Below are 15,312 nucleotides of genomic sequence, written 5' to 3'. Positions count from 1 at the left end.
CGGTAGCGCAGAAAGGGAAATGTCATGAGCCTCCTGAAACTGGACAGCGTCTCGAAAAGCTACGGCCATGGCACCGGCCGCACCGATGTCCTCACAAGCATCGACCTCGAAGTTGCGGAAGGCGAATTCCTCGTCCTCCTCGGCTTCTCCGGCACCGGCAAGACGACGCTGATCAACTTGCTCGCCGGGCTCGAAACCCCGACCACCGGACGCGTCACGTTCAAGGGCGCGCCCGTCACCGGCCCGGGCCCAGAGCGCGGCGTGATCTTCCAAAGTTACTCGCTCATGCCGTGGCTGACGGTCAGTGGAAATGTCGGTCTGGCCGTCGACACAATCTTCCCCGGCCTCTCCCGCAAGGAGCGTGCCGAGAAGGTCGCCCATTACGTCCAGATGGTTGGCCTCTCCCACGCCGCTACCCGCCGCCCGGCAGAGCTCTCGGGCGGCATGCGTCAGCGAGTAAATGTTGCGCGTGCTCTGGCGATGAACCCCGAGGTCCTGCTTCTCGACGAGCCGCTCTCGGCGCTCGACGCGCTCACCCGGGCCAATCTCGCCTCCGAGATCGAGAGCATCTGGGAGGCCGACAAGAAGACCTGCGTTCTCATCACCAACGATGTGGACGAGGCGATCCTGCTGGCCGACCGGATCATCGCAATCAACCCGGACGGCTCTCTGGGCGAAGAGTTCAAGGTCACCATCCCGCGACCGCGTGACCGCAGCGCCATGAACCATGACGAGACATTCAAGACGCTACGCGGCGACGTCACGAAATACCTCATGGATGTCGGCATCGAGGCCAAGGTCGAAGGCACACGCATTCTGCCCAGCGTCACGCCCATCCACGGGATCCCCACAGCCGTGGCGGACGCGCAAAAAGGCATGATCGAGACCCGCTTTCTCGATTTCAGCCAGCTTCACAAGGTCTATCCAACGCCCAAGGGCCCGCTCACCGTGGTCGAGGATTTTGACCTCAAGATCGACCGGGGCGAATTCATCTCCCTTATCGGCCATTCGGGCTGCGGCAAGTCCACGGTGCTGACCATGGCGGCCGGTTTGAACGACATCTCCAAGGGCGCCATCAAGCTGGATGGCCGCCACGTGGAAGGCGCCGATCCCGAACGCGCCGTGGTCTTCCAGTCGCCGTCGCTCTTCCCATGGCTCACCGCCAAGGAGAACGTGGCCGTGGGCGTGGACCGCGTCTATCCCCGCGCCTCCCGCCAGGAACGGCAGGATGTCGTCGAATACTACCTCGAACGGGTGGGGCTGGCCGACGCAATGGACAAGCCCGCCCTCGATCTGTCGAACGGCATGAAACAGCGCGTCGGCATCGCCCGCGCCTTCGCCCTCTCGCCCAAGCTGCTCCTGCTGGACGAACCCTTCGGCATGCTCGACAGCCTCACCCGCTGGGAGCTTCAGGAGGTCCTGATGGAGGTCTGGTCCCGCACCAAGGTCACGGCGATCTGCGTCACCCATGACGTGGATGAGGCGATCCTGCTGGCCGACCGTGTGGTGATGATGACGAACGGACCGCAGGCCACGATTGGCAAGATCACCAAGGTCGACCTGCCGCGCCCCCGGACCCGCAAGGCGCTCCTCGAGCATCCCGACTACTACGCATACCGGCAGGAGGTGCTCGATTTCCTCGAAGAATATGAAAACGGTGCAACTCCCAAACCGAAACCCAGTCAGACCGCAATCGCGGCGGAGTAGACCCAATGGAAACGCACCAGATCGCCCTCGTCAAAGACAGCTTCGAGAAAGTCGTCCCAATCGCCGATACCGCAGCCGAGATCTTCTATGCAGACCTCTTCGAAACCTCCCCAGAGGTGAAACCCTACTTCGCAAATTCCGATATGCGCGCACAGGGCCAAAAGCTCATGACAACCCTCGGTGTCGTCGTGCGCAGCCTCGATAACCTGCCAGCCGTCCTGCCCGCGGCCCGCGACCTCGCCATTCGCCATGTCGGGTATGGCGTGCAAGCGGAAGACTACGGCAAGGTCGGCGCTTCACTGCTTCGGACCCTCGAAAAGGGGCTGAGAGAGGCCTTCACCCCAGACGTCAAAACCGCCTGGACCGAAACCTATAGCGCCTTGTCTGGCGTTATGATCGACGCCGCCTACGGCCCTAAGGAGACCGCACCATGACCCAGAAACTCGTCATAATCGGCGCTGGCATGGCCGCAGGCCGCCTCGTCGAAAATCTCACCGACATGTCCTCAAGCAGCGAAGCGATAGGACAAGATAAAAACGCCGGTTGGGACATCACCCTCTTCAATGCCGAACCGCGCGGCACCTATAACCGCATCATGCTCTCTCCGGTCCTGTCCGGAGAGAAGACCTATGACGACATCGTCACCCACGACGCTCCGTTCTACCAAGAGCACGGCGTCACCTGCCGCTTCGGCGAGCGTGTCGATGGCATCGACCGCAGCGCAAAGATTGTCCGCGCACCGGGCGGCAACGTGCCCTATGACAAGCTCATCATCGCCACAGGTTCGAACCCCTTCATCATTCCCCTTCCCGGCCACGATTTGGACGGGGTGATCGCCTACCGCGACCTCGAGGATACCGAGCGGATGATGGCGCTTGTAGGCGGCACCAAAGCGGTCGTCATCGGCGGCGGCCTTCTCGGGCTTGAGGCTGCGGCGGGGATGCATACGCGCGGCATCGACGTGACCGTCGTGCACCTGATGGGCCACCTCATGGAGCGGCAGCTTGACGAGGCCGCAGGCTACCTGCTCCGCAAGGAGCTTGTCGGACGCGGCATCAATGTCCTCGTCTCAACCAACTCAAAAGAGATCCTCGGACGGGACGGCAAAGTCACCGCCCTGCGGCTCGAGAACGGCACCGAGATCCCCTGTGATCTGCTGGTCATGGCCGTCGGCATCCGACCCTCCACCGCGCTCGCCGCAGAGGCCGGCCTGGCCACGGGAAAAGGCATCCATGTCGACGACCAGATGATCACCAGCGACGAAGATATCCTCGCCATCGGCGAATGCGTCGAACATGAGGGGCAAATCTTCGGCCTTGTCGCGCCGCTTTATGATCAGGCAAAAGTCGCCGCTGCCACGCTGACAAGCAAACCCGCCGCCTTCGAGAACCGCGAGACAGCAACAAAGCTCAAGGTCACCGGCTGCGATCTTTTCTCGGCGGGCGACTTCGCAGAAGGCGAGGACCGAGAGGACATCGTCTTTCGCGACCCGGCGCGCGGCGTCTACAAGCGCCTCGTTCTGCACGAAAGCCGCGTTATCGGCGCGGTCATGTACGGCGACACCGCCGATGGCGGCTGGTTTCACGGCCTGATCAAGAACAAGACCGACATCACCGACATGCGCGAGACGCTCATCTTCGGGCCTGCCTATCAAGGGGGGGCCGCGCTGGACCCTATGGCGGCCGTTGCAGCCTTACCGGCTGACGCAGAAATCTGCGGCTGCAACGGCGTGTGTAAAGGTCAGATCGTTGAAGCTATCGAAGACGGCGCAGGATCGCTCGACGCGGTGCGCGCGACGACCAAGGCGTCCGGGTCCTGCGGGACCTGTACGGGGCTGGTGGAGCAGCTTCTTTCTGTGACACTGGGGGACGAGTTCAAGCTGCCCACCGCCCAACCTGTCTGCGGCTGCACGGACCTCACTCACGAGGATGTCCGGCGGCTTATCAAATCGCGCGAGCTCAAAAGCCAGGCCGCCGTCTGGCAAGAGCTTGGCTGGACCACGCCAAATGGCTGCCATGTCTGCCGCCCCGCGATCAACTACTACCTGCTCGCCGACTGGCCGGTGGAATATCAGGACGACCCGCAATCGCGCTTCGTCAACGAACGCAAGCACGCCAACATCCAAAAAGACGGCACCTTCTCGGTCGTCCCGCGCATGTGGGGCGGTCTGACCAATGCGCAGGAACTGCGCGCCATCGCCGATGCCGCCGACAAATACAACGTGCCGACCGTCAAGGTGACCGGCGGTCAGCGCATCGACCTTCTAGGCGTTCGTGGAGAAGACCTGCCCGCTATGTGGGCCGATCTGGGCCGCGCCGGGCTTGTCTCGGGCCATGCCTATGCCAAGGGCCTGCGCACCGTGAAAACTTGCGTCGGCACCGATCACTGCCGGTTCGGCACCCAGAATTCGACCGGCCTCGGCGTCCGGCTCGAGAAAAAGCTCTGGGGCTCCTGGACGCCGCACAAGGTCAAGATGGGCGTCTCCGGCTGCCCCCGCAACTGCGCCGAGGCGACCTGCAAGGATGTTGGCATCGTCTGCGTCGACAGCGGTTTCGAGATCGGCGTCGGCGGCGCGGCAGGCATGGATCTGAGGGAGATCCAGCCGCTGGTCAAAGTCGCCACCGAAGCCGAAGCCATGGAGTGGACCATCGCCTTCGTCCAGATCTACCGCGAAAACGCCAAATATCTCGACCGGCCCTATAAATGGATCGCAAAGGTCGGCCTCGATTGGGTGCAGGAGCGCCTCGCCGACGAGGCCGAACGCGCCCGGCTCATCGCAGCCTTCGAGCTTAGCCAAACGATCTACCAAAAAGATCCCTGGGCCGAACGCGCCCGCGCCGAGGAAGCGCATAAATTCGCGCCTCTCGCCGATCTCACGCTGGAGGCCGCGGAATGAGCTGGATCGATATCGGCGCGCTCGGCGACATCCCCATCCGGGGTGCGCGCAAGGTCAAGACCCGCGCGGGCTGCATCGCCATCTTCCGCACCGATGAGACGACCATCTTCGCGACCTCCAGCACCTGCCCGCACAAGGGTGGCCCCCTCGAAGAAGGCATCGTCCACGGCACAAGCGTGACCTGCCCGCTTCACAACTGGGTCTTCGATCTGGAAACCGGCGAGGCGCAAGGCCCGGACGACGGCCGGATCGCCACCTACCCCGCCAAGGTCGAGGAGGGCCGCATCCTGATCGACGCCGCCCTGCTCGGCCAGAAAGCCGCCTGATGGACGGCGCGAGCCACCCGTCGGTACGCTCCACCTGCCCCTATTGCGGCGTCGGCTGCGGCGTAAAACTGCGTGCGGACGGCGCAGGCGGGCTCAGCGTCAAGGGCGACCCCGATCATCCAGCCAATCGCGGGCGGCTCTGCTCCAAAGGCCACGCGCTCGGCCAGACCGTGGGTCTCGAGGACCGCCTCCTGACCCCGCACGTCCACGGCACCAAAGCCAGCTGGGACGAGGCCCTCACGCTGGTGGCCCAGCGCTTCTCGGACACCATCGCCAAACATGGCCCGGACAGCGTCGCCTTCTACGTCTCCGGACAGCTTCTGACCGAGGATTACTACGTCGCCAACAAGCTGATGAAGGGCTTCATCGGCTCGGCCAATATCGACACCAATTCGCGTCTCTGCATGGCCTCGACCGTCGCGGGCCACAAGCGCGCCTTCGGCACCGATACGGTCCCCGGAACCTACGAGGATCTCGAGCAGGCCGATCTCGTCGTTCTCACCGGCTCCAACCTCGCCTGGTGCCATCCGGTCCTCTACCAACGGCTCGCCGCCGCCCGCAAAGAGCGCGGCACCAAGATCGTCGTCATCGACCCCCGCCGCACCGCGACCTGCGACATCGCCGATCTGCATCTCAAGCTAAAACTCGGCACCGACGTCGCGCTCTTCAACGGCCTCCTCGCGCATCTCGGCAAAACCGGTGCGCTCGACGCCCAATTCCTCAAGACCCACACCTCCGGCATCGACGAGGCCATCACCGCAGCCTCCGCAGACGACCCCGCAACGACGGGTCTCGACCCAGCCGACATCGCCCGCTTTTACGCCATGTTCGCGGCAACCGAGCGCACCGTTACCGTGTTCAGCCAAGGCGTGAACCAGTCGACCAGTGGCACCGACAAGGTGAACGCGATCCTCAACTGCCACCTTGCCACAGGCCGCATCGGCAAGCCCGGCATGGGCCCTTTCAGCGTCACCGGCCAGCCCAATGCGATGGGCGGACGCGAGACCGGCGGCCTCTCCAACATGCTCGCCGTTCATCTCGATCTCGAAACGGCAGAGCACCGCACGGCCGTCCAGACGTTCTGGTCCGCGCCCCGCATCGCCAAACGCCCCGGGCTCAAGGCGGTCGACATGTTTCAGGCGGTCGCTGAGGGCCGGATCAAGGCGCTCTGGATCGCCTGCACCAACCCCGCCGTCTCGATGCCCGACGCAGATGCCGTGCGCGCGGCGATCAAAGGCTGCGACTTCACCGTCGTCTCCGACATCACCGGCCAAACCGACACCGCGCGCCTTGCCCATGTCCTGCTGCCCGCCACCGGCTGGGGCGAGAAGGACGGCACCGTCACTAATTCCGACCGGACCATCAGCCGCCAGCGCGCCGCCCTGCCCGCGCCGGGCCTCGCCCGCCCCGACTGGGCCATCTTCACCGAGGTCGGTCGCCGCATGGGCTGGCAAGACGCTTTCGACTACGCCGCCCCGTCCGAGATCTTTCGCGAGCATGCCGCGCTCTCCGGCATCGCCGCACGACTGGGCCGCGACTTCGACATCTCGGGCCTCGCCGATCTGACCGACGCCGATTACGACGCGCTCGCCCCGACGCGCTGGCCTGTCACCGCCGCGCGTGCAGGCGGACGGTTCTTTGGTGACGGGCGGTTTTTCACCCCGGATGGCCGCGCCCGGATCCTACCGGTCCGCCAGCGCGCCCCCGCCGCCAAGCGCACGGCCCGCTATCCCTTCCGCCTCAATACCGGGCGCACCCGCGACCAATGGCATACGATGACGCGCACAGGCCTCGCGTCGCGTCTCGCGCGTCACCTCGCCGAGCCCTTCCTGCAACTCCACCCACAGGACGCCACCGCGCTCAACCTGCACCCAGCCGACATCGCCCAGGTCCAAAGCCCGCACGGCACCGCCCTCCTGCGCGTTCTCATCAGCGACGACGCTACCCTCGGCGCGCCCTTCGCCCCGATACATTGGACCGGCGAAACAGCGCCCGCCGCCCGGATCGACACGCTGATCGCACCGGCCTGCGACCCCATCTCGGGCCAACCTGAAAGCAAGGCCAGCGTCATCGCGATCGAGCGTTTCGACGCCGCTTGGTACGGTTTTGCCGTCGCCGCCAACAAGCCAAACCCGGATGCCGCCTACTGGGCGCGGGTCCGCACCGATCTCGGTTGGCGGCTAGAGCTGGCAGGAGCCACCCCCGAGACCGACTGGCCTGCCCTCGCCTGCCGCCTCTTCGGCCTTCAAAGCGATCCTCAGATCCTCACCGACAGGGCAAGCGGCCTCTCCCGTCTCGCCTTTGCCGATCCTCATGGCCGCCTGACCGCCGCCCTCTTCGTTTCGCCAGAGCCTGTCGCCGTCGCCCGCGATTACGTCGCCGGGCTGATCGGCCAGCCCCTCGGCAGCGTTCTGGCCGCCCGCCCCAGCGGCGCCTCCCCCGATCCCGGACCGACGATCTGCTCGTGCATGGGGGTCGGCGCCAACACGCTTCTGGCGGCAGCTAGTGAATGCGGAACCGATCTGGACAGGGTCTGCGCCGCCACTGGCGCAGGCCAGACCTGCGGCTCTTGCCGCTCTGAAATCACCAGCCTTATCAGCCGCTTCGCCCTGCGCGACGCCGCCGAATAGCGAGGGACCGCAAATGAAATCCTTTCCCATGTTCATTCGCACCACCGGCCGCCGCGTGGTCATTGCCGGGGGCGGCGAACAGGCGGCCCAGAAAGCCCGCCTGATCCTCAAGACCGACGCCCAGATTGTCCTCGCCGCACCCGAACTTGACGCCGAGCTGCGCGGCCTCGTTGCTCAGAACCGGGCCACCCACGACGCCTGCCCCATCGCTCCGGAGACCTTCGCGGGCAGCGCGCTCACCTTTATCGCCACAGGATGCGCCGGAGCCGATGCCGCGCTCCATGCGCTTGCCAAGGCGGGCGGCGCGACTGTCAATGTCGTCGACCGGCCCGAACTTTGCGACGCTACTACGCCCTCTATCGTGGACCGCGACCCCGTCGTCGTCGCCATCGGGACGGAAGGAACCGCCCCGGTGCTTGGCCGTACGCTGAAAACGCGGATTGAAACGCTCCTGCCGCCCCGCATCGGCGGGCTTGCCGCCTTGGCCGGACGGCTGCGCGGCGCCGTGGCCGAGCAACTGCCGGAAAACACCCGCCGCGCCTTCTGGGCCTGGGTCTTTGGCGGCGCGCCGACGCAGCTTCATCGTGCGGGAGCAGAAGCCGACGCAGCCGAACTTATCAAATCCGCAATCGCAATGCGGCGCGTGCCCGAGGATGCGGGCAAGGGTCATATCTCGCTTGTCGGGGCTGGCCCAGGCGCGCGCGATCTCTTGACGCTCCGGGCTGTTGAGCGTCTGCAGGAGGCAGACATCATCTACTACGATCGCCTTGTTGATCCGGATGTGCTGGAACTGGCCCGGCGCGATGCGGAACGTGTCTTCGTCGGCAAAGAGGTAGGTGCCTCGAAATGGCCTCAGGACCGGATCTGCTCCCTCATCATTGCTGAAGCCCGCAAAGGTCGCCGCGTTGTTCGGCTGAAGTCAGGTGATCCGTCGATCTTTGGTCGTGCGACCGAAGAGATGGAGGCTGCCCGCGCGACTGGTATCCCTGTCGAAATCGTCCCGGGCATCACTGCGGCAAGCGCTGCTGCCGCAAGTCTCTCCCGGAGCCTTACGGAGCGCGGCGAGACCGACACGGTTGTCATCGCAACGGGGGCCTGTCGCCCAGGCGATCCGGCCCCCGATTGGGCCGAGCACATGCGGCCCGGCACAACGCTTGCGATTTATATGGGCGTGCGCACCGCAGGCACGATCTCGAAAGCTCTTAGGGATCGCGGAGCTCACTGCGATACCCCTGTCGACATTGCCTGCGATGTATCCCTGCCAACTGAGCATCTCATAGAATGCAAACTGAAAGACCTTGAAAGCGCCTTGAAAGATCATTCGGTCACCGGCAGGTCTCTTATCCTTGCGCGCTTCCCAAAGATGGCAGTCGCAAAGCGCGCAAAAGCTGCATAGCTCTGAAGCCCGCTGCCTAGTCGATGAGCCCACTTGAGAGTTCGTAGCGAGACAAGCTACGTCTATGAGCTGCCATCTTAGTGGTATATTCTTTCCGCGATGTATCTGGCCATCTGCGCAAGTTTTCGACCAATCGGATTGAGAAGAGGCGAGAAGACGCGCATGCCTCCTATCTGTATGGTTTTTCTTTTGTTATATTATAAGATACATCCAGAGCATGTAGGGAGATGTTCGATTGAGGAAGCAGGCTGTCGTTCGGCAAGATGATGTTTTGACCCTTTTGAAGGATGGCAAGACGCCAATGACTGCCTATCAAATCCTTGAAAAGCTTCAGATGCATGAGCCCGGCATTGCGCCGCCGACAGTCTATCGCGCCCTCTCTGCCCTGACCGATCAGGGCCGCGTTCATCGGCTTGAGTCTAGTAGGGCTTTCGTGTGTTGCCAATGTCATCATGAGGATGGTGTTCCGGTTCTTGCCGTCTGCGGAGATTGCGGATCGGTCGAAGAACATGACGGAGGTGAGCTTGTGGCGAAACTTCAAGAACTCACGAGGAAAAGTGCCTTTCGGGCTGATCGACATATTGTCGAAATTCGAGGGCAATGTGCGAGTTGCAGAGATTGATCATCTACATAAATGCAGTCTGGATCCCATGAAAAAACATACCCTTACCGCCATCGTCTTTTTCGCAACCAGCCCAGTTCTGGCCGAAGACACACGTCAACTCGATGCTCATGAACACGGCACCAGCACCTTCGACATGGCGATCGATGGCAGCACCGTTACTGTAGACTTCCATGCACCCGGCGCGGACATAGTCGGCTTTGAATATGCCGCCGAGAGTGACGCGGATCTTGCTGCAATTGAGACGACGCTCGAAACGCTCAAGACACCGCTTGATCTGTTTGTCTTTCCAAGTTCAGCAGCTTGTACCGTGACGGAAGCTCGCGTTGATTTGGAGAGCGAACACGACGACCATGAAGATCATGGACACGATCACGATCATGACGCGCATGATCATGCAGATGCAGATCACGAAGCGCATGCTGAGGAAGCCGGTCATACCGAATTTCATGCCAGTTACGTGTTCGATTGTGAGAACTCTTCTGCACTGACAGAGATTGACTTTGCCTTCTTTGAGGTCTTCCCAAATGCGAAGGAGGTGAATGTGCAGCTTATTACGGCGTCAGGCGCGCAAGCTTACAATGTGGAATCTGCCGAACCCCAGCTCAGTCTCGGGCGCCAGGACGTGTGACCGAAACGGTACTGAAGCTGTCAGACGTCGCCTATCAGTGGAAGGGTTCGGGCGGCTTTTCCATTGAGGTGCCTCGCTTAGAGGCAAATAAGGGTGAGACGATTTTACTACTAGGTCGAAGCGGGTCGGGAAAGTCGACGCTTCTGTCATTGATCTGTGGTATTGTTTTACCAAGCAGTGGCAGCATAGAGATTGCGGAGACTGAGTTGACAGCTTTGTCTCGTGGAGCACGGGACCGGCTTCGCGCAGAGTATATCGGGGTCATTTTTCAGCAGTTCAATCTGCTCCCTTTTGGAAGCGTGATGGACAATATCTTGTTGCCCCTTCGTTTCGCCCCAGAGCGTCGAAAACGAGCGGGTAACATCGCAAACGAAGCTTTGCGATTTTGCTCTGCACTTGGTCTCCCTGACGGCATCGAACATTTATCAGCGGAAAAGCTTAGTGTCGGTCAGCAGCAGCGTGTTGCTGTCGCACGCGCTTTGATTGGCTACCCTCCCTTGATTGTCGCCGATGAACCAACATCTGCGCTTGATGTTGATAGTCAGGCTGGCTTCCTGGATCTGCTATTTCAACAGATCAAGGAACACGGCACCTCTCTTTTGATGGTAAGCCACGATCCTCGTCTAGGTGAGTTTTTCGACCGCGTTATTAACATGGAAGATATTGCCAAAGTCGGGCGGGTGCCCGCGTGATTGCAAGGCTTGCTCTTGCCTCTCTTATTGCTCGGTCAATGACTGTGGGAATGACTATTCTTGCCATTGCTCTTTCAGTTGCCCTGTTTCTGGGTGTCGAAAAGGTACGCACTGGCGCGAAGGCGAGCTTTGCCGATACGATATCGGGAACCGATCTGATCGTTGGCGCAAGATCCGGATCGGTTCAGCTTTTGCTTTATTCTGTCTTCCGAATTGGCAATGCCACAAATAATGTGACGTGGCAAAGCTATCAAGACATCGCATCTCGGCGCGAAGTTGACTGGATCGTTCCGATTTCCTTAGGTGATAGTCACAGGCAATTTCGCGTCATGGGTACGGATCCGGCCTTTTTTGAGCATTACAAGTATCGGCAGGGCAGATCGCTCGCTTTTGCTCAAGGGAAGATCATGGAGGATCTTTTCGATACTGTCATCGGAGCCGAAGTGGCCGCGACTTTGAACTACAGTATCGGAGATCCGATTGTAGTCGCCCATGGTCTGGCCTCGTTTACTGAACACAAGGATCAGCCGTTTCAGATTTCCGGAATTCTTGAGAGAACCGGGACACCGGTAGATCGAACGTTGATCGTAAGTCTGGAGGCCATAGAAGCTATTCACGTTGACTGGCGAAGCGGATCCCAAATTCCAGGCCAATCCACACCAGTTGATGTCATTCGACAAATGGATTTAACGCCAAAAGCTGTGACAGCAGCTCTGGTCGGCGTCGAGAGCCCGCTACAGACCTTTGCGCTCCAGCGAAGCATAAATGAGTACCCTGAGGAGCCCTTGCTGGCGATCTTGCCAGGTGTTGCACTGCAAGAACTCTGGAGCATTGTGGGGATTGCCGAAACAGCGCTTCTTGCTGTCTCGGCCATGGTGGTTGTCACGGCGCTTATCGGAATGATGGCAACGATTTTTTCCAGCCTGAATGAGCGACGGCGCGAGATGGCAATCTTTAGGGCTATGGGCGCGCGCCCCCGCACTATTATGAGTATGCTTGTTTTTGAAGCGATGATGACAGCGGCTATCGGCGCTCTTCTTGGTCTGGGGTTTCTCTATATCGGACTGATAATCGCGCAACCTCTTGTCGACCAAGCCTTCGGTCTTTGGCTGCCGATAGAAGCACCTGGGAGCTACGAGATTGTAGCGATCCTCGCAGTAATCTTCGCTGGCGCAATCGTGAGCCTCGCTCCTGCGCTTAGGGCCTACAGAATGTCCGTCGCTGATGGCATGATGGTAAAGAACTGATGACTGGAGCGAAGTACCCCGGATGCCGACTCGCAGAACCCTTTTAACACTACTCTCTGCCTCGTTTATGACGCCAAGCTTGGTGCGTGCGGCAAGCCCGCGAGAGATCATGTGGGAGGACCTAATCCCGCCCGGTGTGCCCTATTCCGAAATCATCGGTGAAGGCGAGCTTGACGAGATCAATGATACCTGGAACCCGATTTATGATGCGAATGGGGTGAAGTTGAACGAAGAGCTGGATGGGGCCTACATCAAGATGCCAGGATTCATCATTCCGCTGGATCTCAGTTCTGAAGGCGTAACCGATTTTATGCTAGTTCCGTATATTGGGGCTTGTATCCATGTTCCTCCCCCCCCCGCAAATCAGCTTGTCCTCGCTCATACGGAGCAGCCTTGGCCGGGAGATCGATTATGGGACGCGGTATGGGTGATCGGCACGATGCGGACCCAGCTTCAGTCAACGGACCTGGGTCAGACGGGCTATGCGATCACAGCTGATGAGATGGAAATTTATGAATGGTAGGATCGGCTACGATCACCATTTGGATCCTGGGCTTTCGATAAAGGTTAAAGTCTTCGATGCGTCAGGCTCAAGATTTGCTATATAGTGCGAGATCTTTGCGAGATAAGCGGATCTTCGATAGCTACTGCGCGATTAATGTGTCTGAAATCAAGATATCGACAAAAGTCCTGAGATGATCTGATCGGGAGCCAAGACCTTGCACGCAGTTCGCTCAAGCAAGTGGCGCACCCGAGAGGATTCGAACCTCTGGCCTCTGCCTTCGGAGGGCAGCGCTCTATCCAGCTGAGCTACGGGTGCACTCGCATCGCTATATGGGATAGAGCCAAAGTCGACAATCGCAAATTCAAGACGACGCCCTATACCCGGCCAATCCGGTTAGGCGAAAAGCTCGTGGCAAAGCTCCAGCGCTTCCACCAGGACATCGACTTCTTCTCGGGTGTTGTAGAGACCAAAGCTTGCTCTGCAGGTTGCTGGAACCCCGAGGTGATCCATCAAAGGCTGAGCGCAGTGATGTCCAGCCCGAACTGCGATCCCCTTCTTGTCAAGAACCGTCGAGATATCATGCGCATGAGCCGCACCATCAAGTGTGAAGGAGAAGATCGCGCCCTTGTCAGGTGTCGTTCCTTGAACGTTTAGCCAGTTGAGGCCAGAGAGCCTCTCTGTCGCGTAGTCCCGAAGGTTGTCCTCGTGGGCCGCGATCCGGTCCATTCCAAGAGATGTCATGTAATCAAGCGCTACGCCAAACCCGATTGTCTGAACGATGCCTGGAGTGCCCGCTTCGAACTTCATCGGCGGATCATTCCAGCTCACGTCTTCTTTTGTCACCTCGTGAATCATATCGCCGCCGCCCATGAAGGGCTGCATTTCGTCCTGCCGCTCTTTGCGAATGTAAATTGCGCCGGATCCGGAGGGACCGTAGAGCTTGTGGCCTGTAATTGCATAGAAATCGCAGCCAAGATCTGTCACATCGACCTTATGATGGACGGCCGCCTGCGAACCGTCGACCAATACAGGGACACCCTTTTCTCTTGCGCCATCGCAAATCGCCTTCACGTCGACCTTGGTGCCTAGAACATTCGACAGATGAGAAATAGCGATCAATTTTGTGCGCGGCGTAATGGCATCTAGGACCCTTTGTGGATCAAGTGCTCCGGCCGCATCCACGTCCACCCAAACCAACTTCACGCCGTTCCGCTCTCGAAGCAGATGCCAAGGTACTATATTCGCATGATGCTCCATAACGGTGAGAATGATCTCATCGCCCGTCTTCATCCGCGGGGCAGCCCAACCATACGAGATGAGATTGATGGCCTCGGTCGTTCCAGTAGTGAGTACGATCTCTACTTCGGAAGGTGCATTCAGGAATCTGGCAATCTTTCCCCGGACCGCCTCATAATTTTCGGTCGCGAGATTTGAGAGGTAGTGCAAACCGCGATGCACATTGGAATATTCCATCGAATACGCAGTGTTGATAGCGTCGATCACAACCTGCGGTTTCTGAGCGGATGCGCCATTATCGAGATAGACAAGCGGCTTGTCATTCACCATCCGGCTCAGGATAGGGAAGTCTGCTCGGATCGCTTCAACGTCGTAACTCATGGGGCCCCTCCGGGAACAGAAACCCCTATCAGGGTCAAAATAAAGCCAAGTCCAAGCGCCATGCCGACGAAGGCAAGGATCAATAAGACACCTGCCTGCGCCAAACTCTGAAATCCATGTAGGACATTCACGAAATTAACCATGACCCAGATTGCCACGCCCATAGCGAGCACGGTGATCCCGCTCGCCAGGGTTGGCGTAACCAAGGCAATTGGAAGCTGCAACATCTGAAGAACAGTCGTGAAGAACTGGAACCAGACAACAAGTGTCAGGGCTGCGGCAAAGCCGCCAGATCCTCCCATCGCAAGACCAAGATAGTAGATTACAAAAGCCAGCGCGATTGTCACTGATGCAACGATGACCCCCATGACCATTGGACCAGCTGCGATCATTCCCTCTTGGGATGTAACCGGGAGAACCAATTGCCAAACGGCAACCGCAAGCACACTCAAGACAGCGACAAGCGCCAGAGCTGTCCAAATCGCCTCGCCGGAAAGACGTAGGTCAATCAGCCGTCGCGCCGCGTACGATGGTCTTATAACCGTTTCTCGTAGGAGCTGTCCTACAACAGGCGAGCTTAGCAGCATTAGATGGTAGCCTCCTGCGTTTCAGCCTCGACTAGTCCCGACAACCAGATCCAAGCGAGACCCAACAACCAGATAAAGCCGGTCAGTGAGGCTTGTGGGCCGGGTCCAATAAGTCCCATCGTCAAACCATAAAGCAGGGCCGCTGGGGTGGCGGCTAGAAGCGCCCAGAACAATGCAAGACGTGCGGAGAACCAATTTCCACGACCGCCGAGCATCCTTGCGGCGATGTGCGACAAACCGGCAAGGCCATAGAATGCAAGCGGCCAGATGATGAGCCATGCCATGAACTCGTATGCGACCAGTCTATCTAGATCGATGCTATCCAAATGGGCGGTCCTCGCGAGGCGGGGGAGCTGCGCGATAAAGATCAAGAAGCAACTGATCATGAGGTAGGCGATCGCCCTGTCTTCCCGATGTCCACGGGCAAGAAGGCCCCGGACGATTGTCCGAGGCGAT

The 15,312-nt window shown here is 59.9% G+C and carries 14 protein-coding genes and 1 tRNA gene; 11 read left to right on the top strand and 4 right to left on the bottom strand.

The features are described from left to right. Positions 1-24 precede the first annotated feature (24 nt). The 11 genes from AAD018_RS07555 to AAD018_RS07505 all read left to right on the top strand — a co-directional run bounded on the left by AAD018_RS07555 (position 25) and on the right by AAD018_RS07505 (position 12,670). Positions 25-1,707, top strand: coding sequence for an ABC transporter ATP-binding protein (locus AAD018_RS07555; RefSeq protein ID WP_367314883.1), 1,683 nt, complete (start codon positions 25-27; stop codon positions 1,705-1,707). 5 nt (positions 1,708-1,712) lie between these two features. Beyond that, the gene (locus AAD018_RS07550; RefSeq protein ID WP_367314882.1) at positions 1,713-2,141 is read left to right on the top strand and encodes a globin family protein; all 429 of its coding nucleotides are present in this window, start codon (positions 1,713-1,715) and stop codon (positions 2,139-2,141) included. Then, positions 2,138-4,603, top strand: a complete 2,466-nt coding sequence (gene nirB, locus AAD018_RS07545; RefSeq protein WP_367314881.1) for a nitrite reductase large subunit NirB — start codon at positions 2,138-2,140, stop codon at positions 4,601-4,603. Before AAD018_RS07550 ends, nirB begins: the two co-directional genes overlap by 4 nt. Next, positions 4,600-4,929, top strand: a complete 330-nt coding sequence (gene nirD / locus AAD018_RS07540; protein ID WP_367314880.1) for a nitrite reductase small subunit NirD — start codon at positions 4,600-4,602, stop codon at positions 4,927-4,929. Before nirB ends, nirD begins: the two co-directional genes overlap by 4 nt. Beyond that, positions 4,929-7,559, top strand: coding sequence for a nitrate reductase (locus AAD018_RS07535; protein ID WP_367314879.1), 2,631 nt, complete (start codon positions 4,929-4,931; stop codon positions 7,557-7,559). Before nirD ends, AAD018_RS07535 begins: the two co-directional genes overlap by 1 nt. Positions 7,560-7,572: 13 nt before the next feature. After that, the gene (gene cysG, locus AAD018_RS07530; protein WP_367314877.1) at positions 7,573-8,955 is read left to right on the top strand and encodes a siroheme synthase CysG; all 1,383 of its coding nucleotides are present in this window, start codon (positions 7,573-7,575) and stop codon (positions 8,953-8,955) included. 301 nt (positions 8,956-9,256) lie between these two features. After that, positions 9,257-9,577: a Fur family transcriptional regulator gene (locus AAD018_RS07525; RefSeq protein ID WP_367315210.1), complete on the top strand. Its 321-nt coding sequence runs from the start codon at positions 9,257-9,259 to the stop codon at positions 9,575-9,577. Between the two features lie 28 nt (positions 9,578-9,605). Further along, entirely contained in the window at positions 9,606-10,208 is a 603-nt protein-coding gene (gene zrgA / locus AAD018_RS07520) for a zinc uptake protein ZrgA (RefSeq protein ID WP_367314876.1), read from the top strand. Next, positions 10,205-10,900: an ABC transporter ATP-binding protein gene (locus AAD018_RS07515; RefSeq protein WP_367314875.1), complete on the top strand. Its 696-nt coding sequence runs from the start codon at positions 10,205-10,207 to the stop codon at positions 10,898-10,900. The genes zrgA and AAD018_RS07515 overlap by 4 nt, the downstream gene beginning before the upstream one ends. Then, a complete protein-coding gene (locus AAD018_RS07510) occupies positions 10,897-12,147 on the top strand; it encodes an ABC transporter permease (RefSeq protein ID WP_367314874.1) in 1,251 nt (416 codons plus the stop codon). Before AAD018_RS07515 ends, AAD018_RS07510 begins: the two co-directional genes overlap by 4 nt. 22 nt (positions 12,148-12,169) lie before the next feature. Further along, a complete protein-coding gene (locus AAD018_RS07505) occupies positions 12,170-12,670 on the top strand; it encodes a DUF3299 domain-containing protein (RefSeq protein WP_412005214.1) in 501 nt (166 codons plus the stop codon). 220 nt (positions 12,671-12,890) lie between these two features. On the opposite strand, the gene AAD018_RS07500 is transcribed toward AAD018_RS07505, so the two are convergent. The 4 genes from AAD018_RS07500 to AAD018_RS07485 all read right to left on the bottom strand — a co-directional run bounded on the left by AAD018_RS07500 (position 12,891) and on the right by AAD018_RS07485 (position 15,182). Next, positions 12,891-12,967: transfer RNA gene (locus tag AAD018_RS07500), tRNA-Arg, on the bottom strand. A gap of 78 nt (positions 12,968-13,045) precedes the next feature. After that, positions 13,046-14,269 carry a cysteine desulfurase gene (locus AAD018_RS07495; RefSeq protein WP_367314873.1) on the bottom strand — a complete coding sequence of 408 codons (1,224 nt, stop codon included), beginning with the start codon at positions 14,267-14,269 and terminating at the stop codon, positions 13,046-13,048. Beyond that, a complete protein-coding gene (locus tag AAD018_RS07490; RefSeq protein ID WP_367314872.1) occupies positions 14,266-14,856 on the bottom strand; it encodes a YIP1 family protein in 591 nt (196 codons plus the stop codon). Before AAD018_RS07490 ends, AAD018_RS07495 begins: the two co-directional genes overlap by 4 nt. Then, complete coding sequence (locus tag AAD018_RS07485; protein ID WP_367314871.1) at positions 14,856-15,182, bottom strand: YIP1 family protein; 327 nt, start codon at positions 15,180-15,182, stop codon at positions 14,856-14,858. The genes AAD018_RS07490 and AAD018_RS07485 overlap by 1 nt, the downstream gene beginning before the upstream one ends. Between the last annotated feature and the right edge of the window lie 130 nt (positions 15,183-15,312).

Source organism: Aestuariibius insulae (assembly GCF_040783535.2).
Lineage (GTDB): Bacteria > Pseudomonadota > Alphaproteobacteria > Rhodobacterales > Rhodobacteraceae > Aestuariibius > Aestuariibius insulae.
Note: the sequence above shows the minus strand (reverse complement) of the source record. Positions and strands in the feature narration are given on the sequence as shown.

What these genes read in the sequence shown, in the direction of transcription:
- AAD018_RS07555 (WP_367314883.1), top strand. Translation starts at nt 25, where the DNA reads ATGAGCCTCCTGAAACTGGACAGCGTCTCGAAAAGCTACGGCCATGGC.
- AAD018_RS07550 (WP_367314882.1), top strand. Translation starts at nt 1,713, where the DNA reads ATGGAAACGCACCAGATCGCCCTCGTCAAAGACAGCTTCGAGAAAGTC.
- nirB (WP_367314881.1), top strand. Translation starts at nt 2,138, where the DNA reads ATGACCCAGAAACTCGTCATAATCGGCGCTGGCATGGCCGCAGGCCGC.
- nirD (WP_367314880.1), top strand. Translation starts at nt 4,600, where the DNA reads ATGAGCTGGATCGATATCGGCGCGCTCGGCGACATCCCCATCCGGGGT.
- AAD018_RS07535 (WP_367314879.1), top strand. Translation starts at nt 4,929, where the DNA reads ATGGACGGCGCGAGCCACCCGTCGGTACGCTCCACCTGCCCCTATTGC.
- cysG (WP_367314877.1), top strand. Translation starts at nt 7,573, where the DNA reads ATGAAATCCTTTCCCATGTTCATTCGCACCACCGGCCGCCGCGTGGTC.
- AAD018_RS07525 (WP_367315210.1), top strand. Translation starts at nt 9,257, where the DNA reads ATGACTGCCTATCAAATCCTTGAAAAGCTTCAGATGCATGAGCCCGGC.
- zrgA (WP_367314876.1), top strand. Translation starts at nt 9,606, where the DNA reads ATGAAAAAACATACCCTTACCGCCATCGTCTTTTTCGCAACCAGCCCA.
- AAD018_RS07505 (WP_412005214.1), top strand. Translation starts at nt 12,170, where the DNA reads ATGCCGACTCGCAGAACCCTTTTAACACTACTCTCTGCCTCGTTTATG.
- AAD018_RS07495 (WP_367314873.1), bottom strand. Translation starts at nt 14,269, where the DNA reads ATGAGTTACGACGTTGAAGCGATCCGAGCAGACTTCCCTATCCTGAGC.
- AAD018_RS07490 (WP_367314872.1), bottom strand. Translation starts at nt 14,856, where the DNA reads ATGCTGCTAAGCTCGCCTGTTGTAGGACAGCTCCTACGAGAAACGGTT.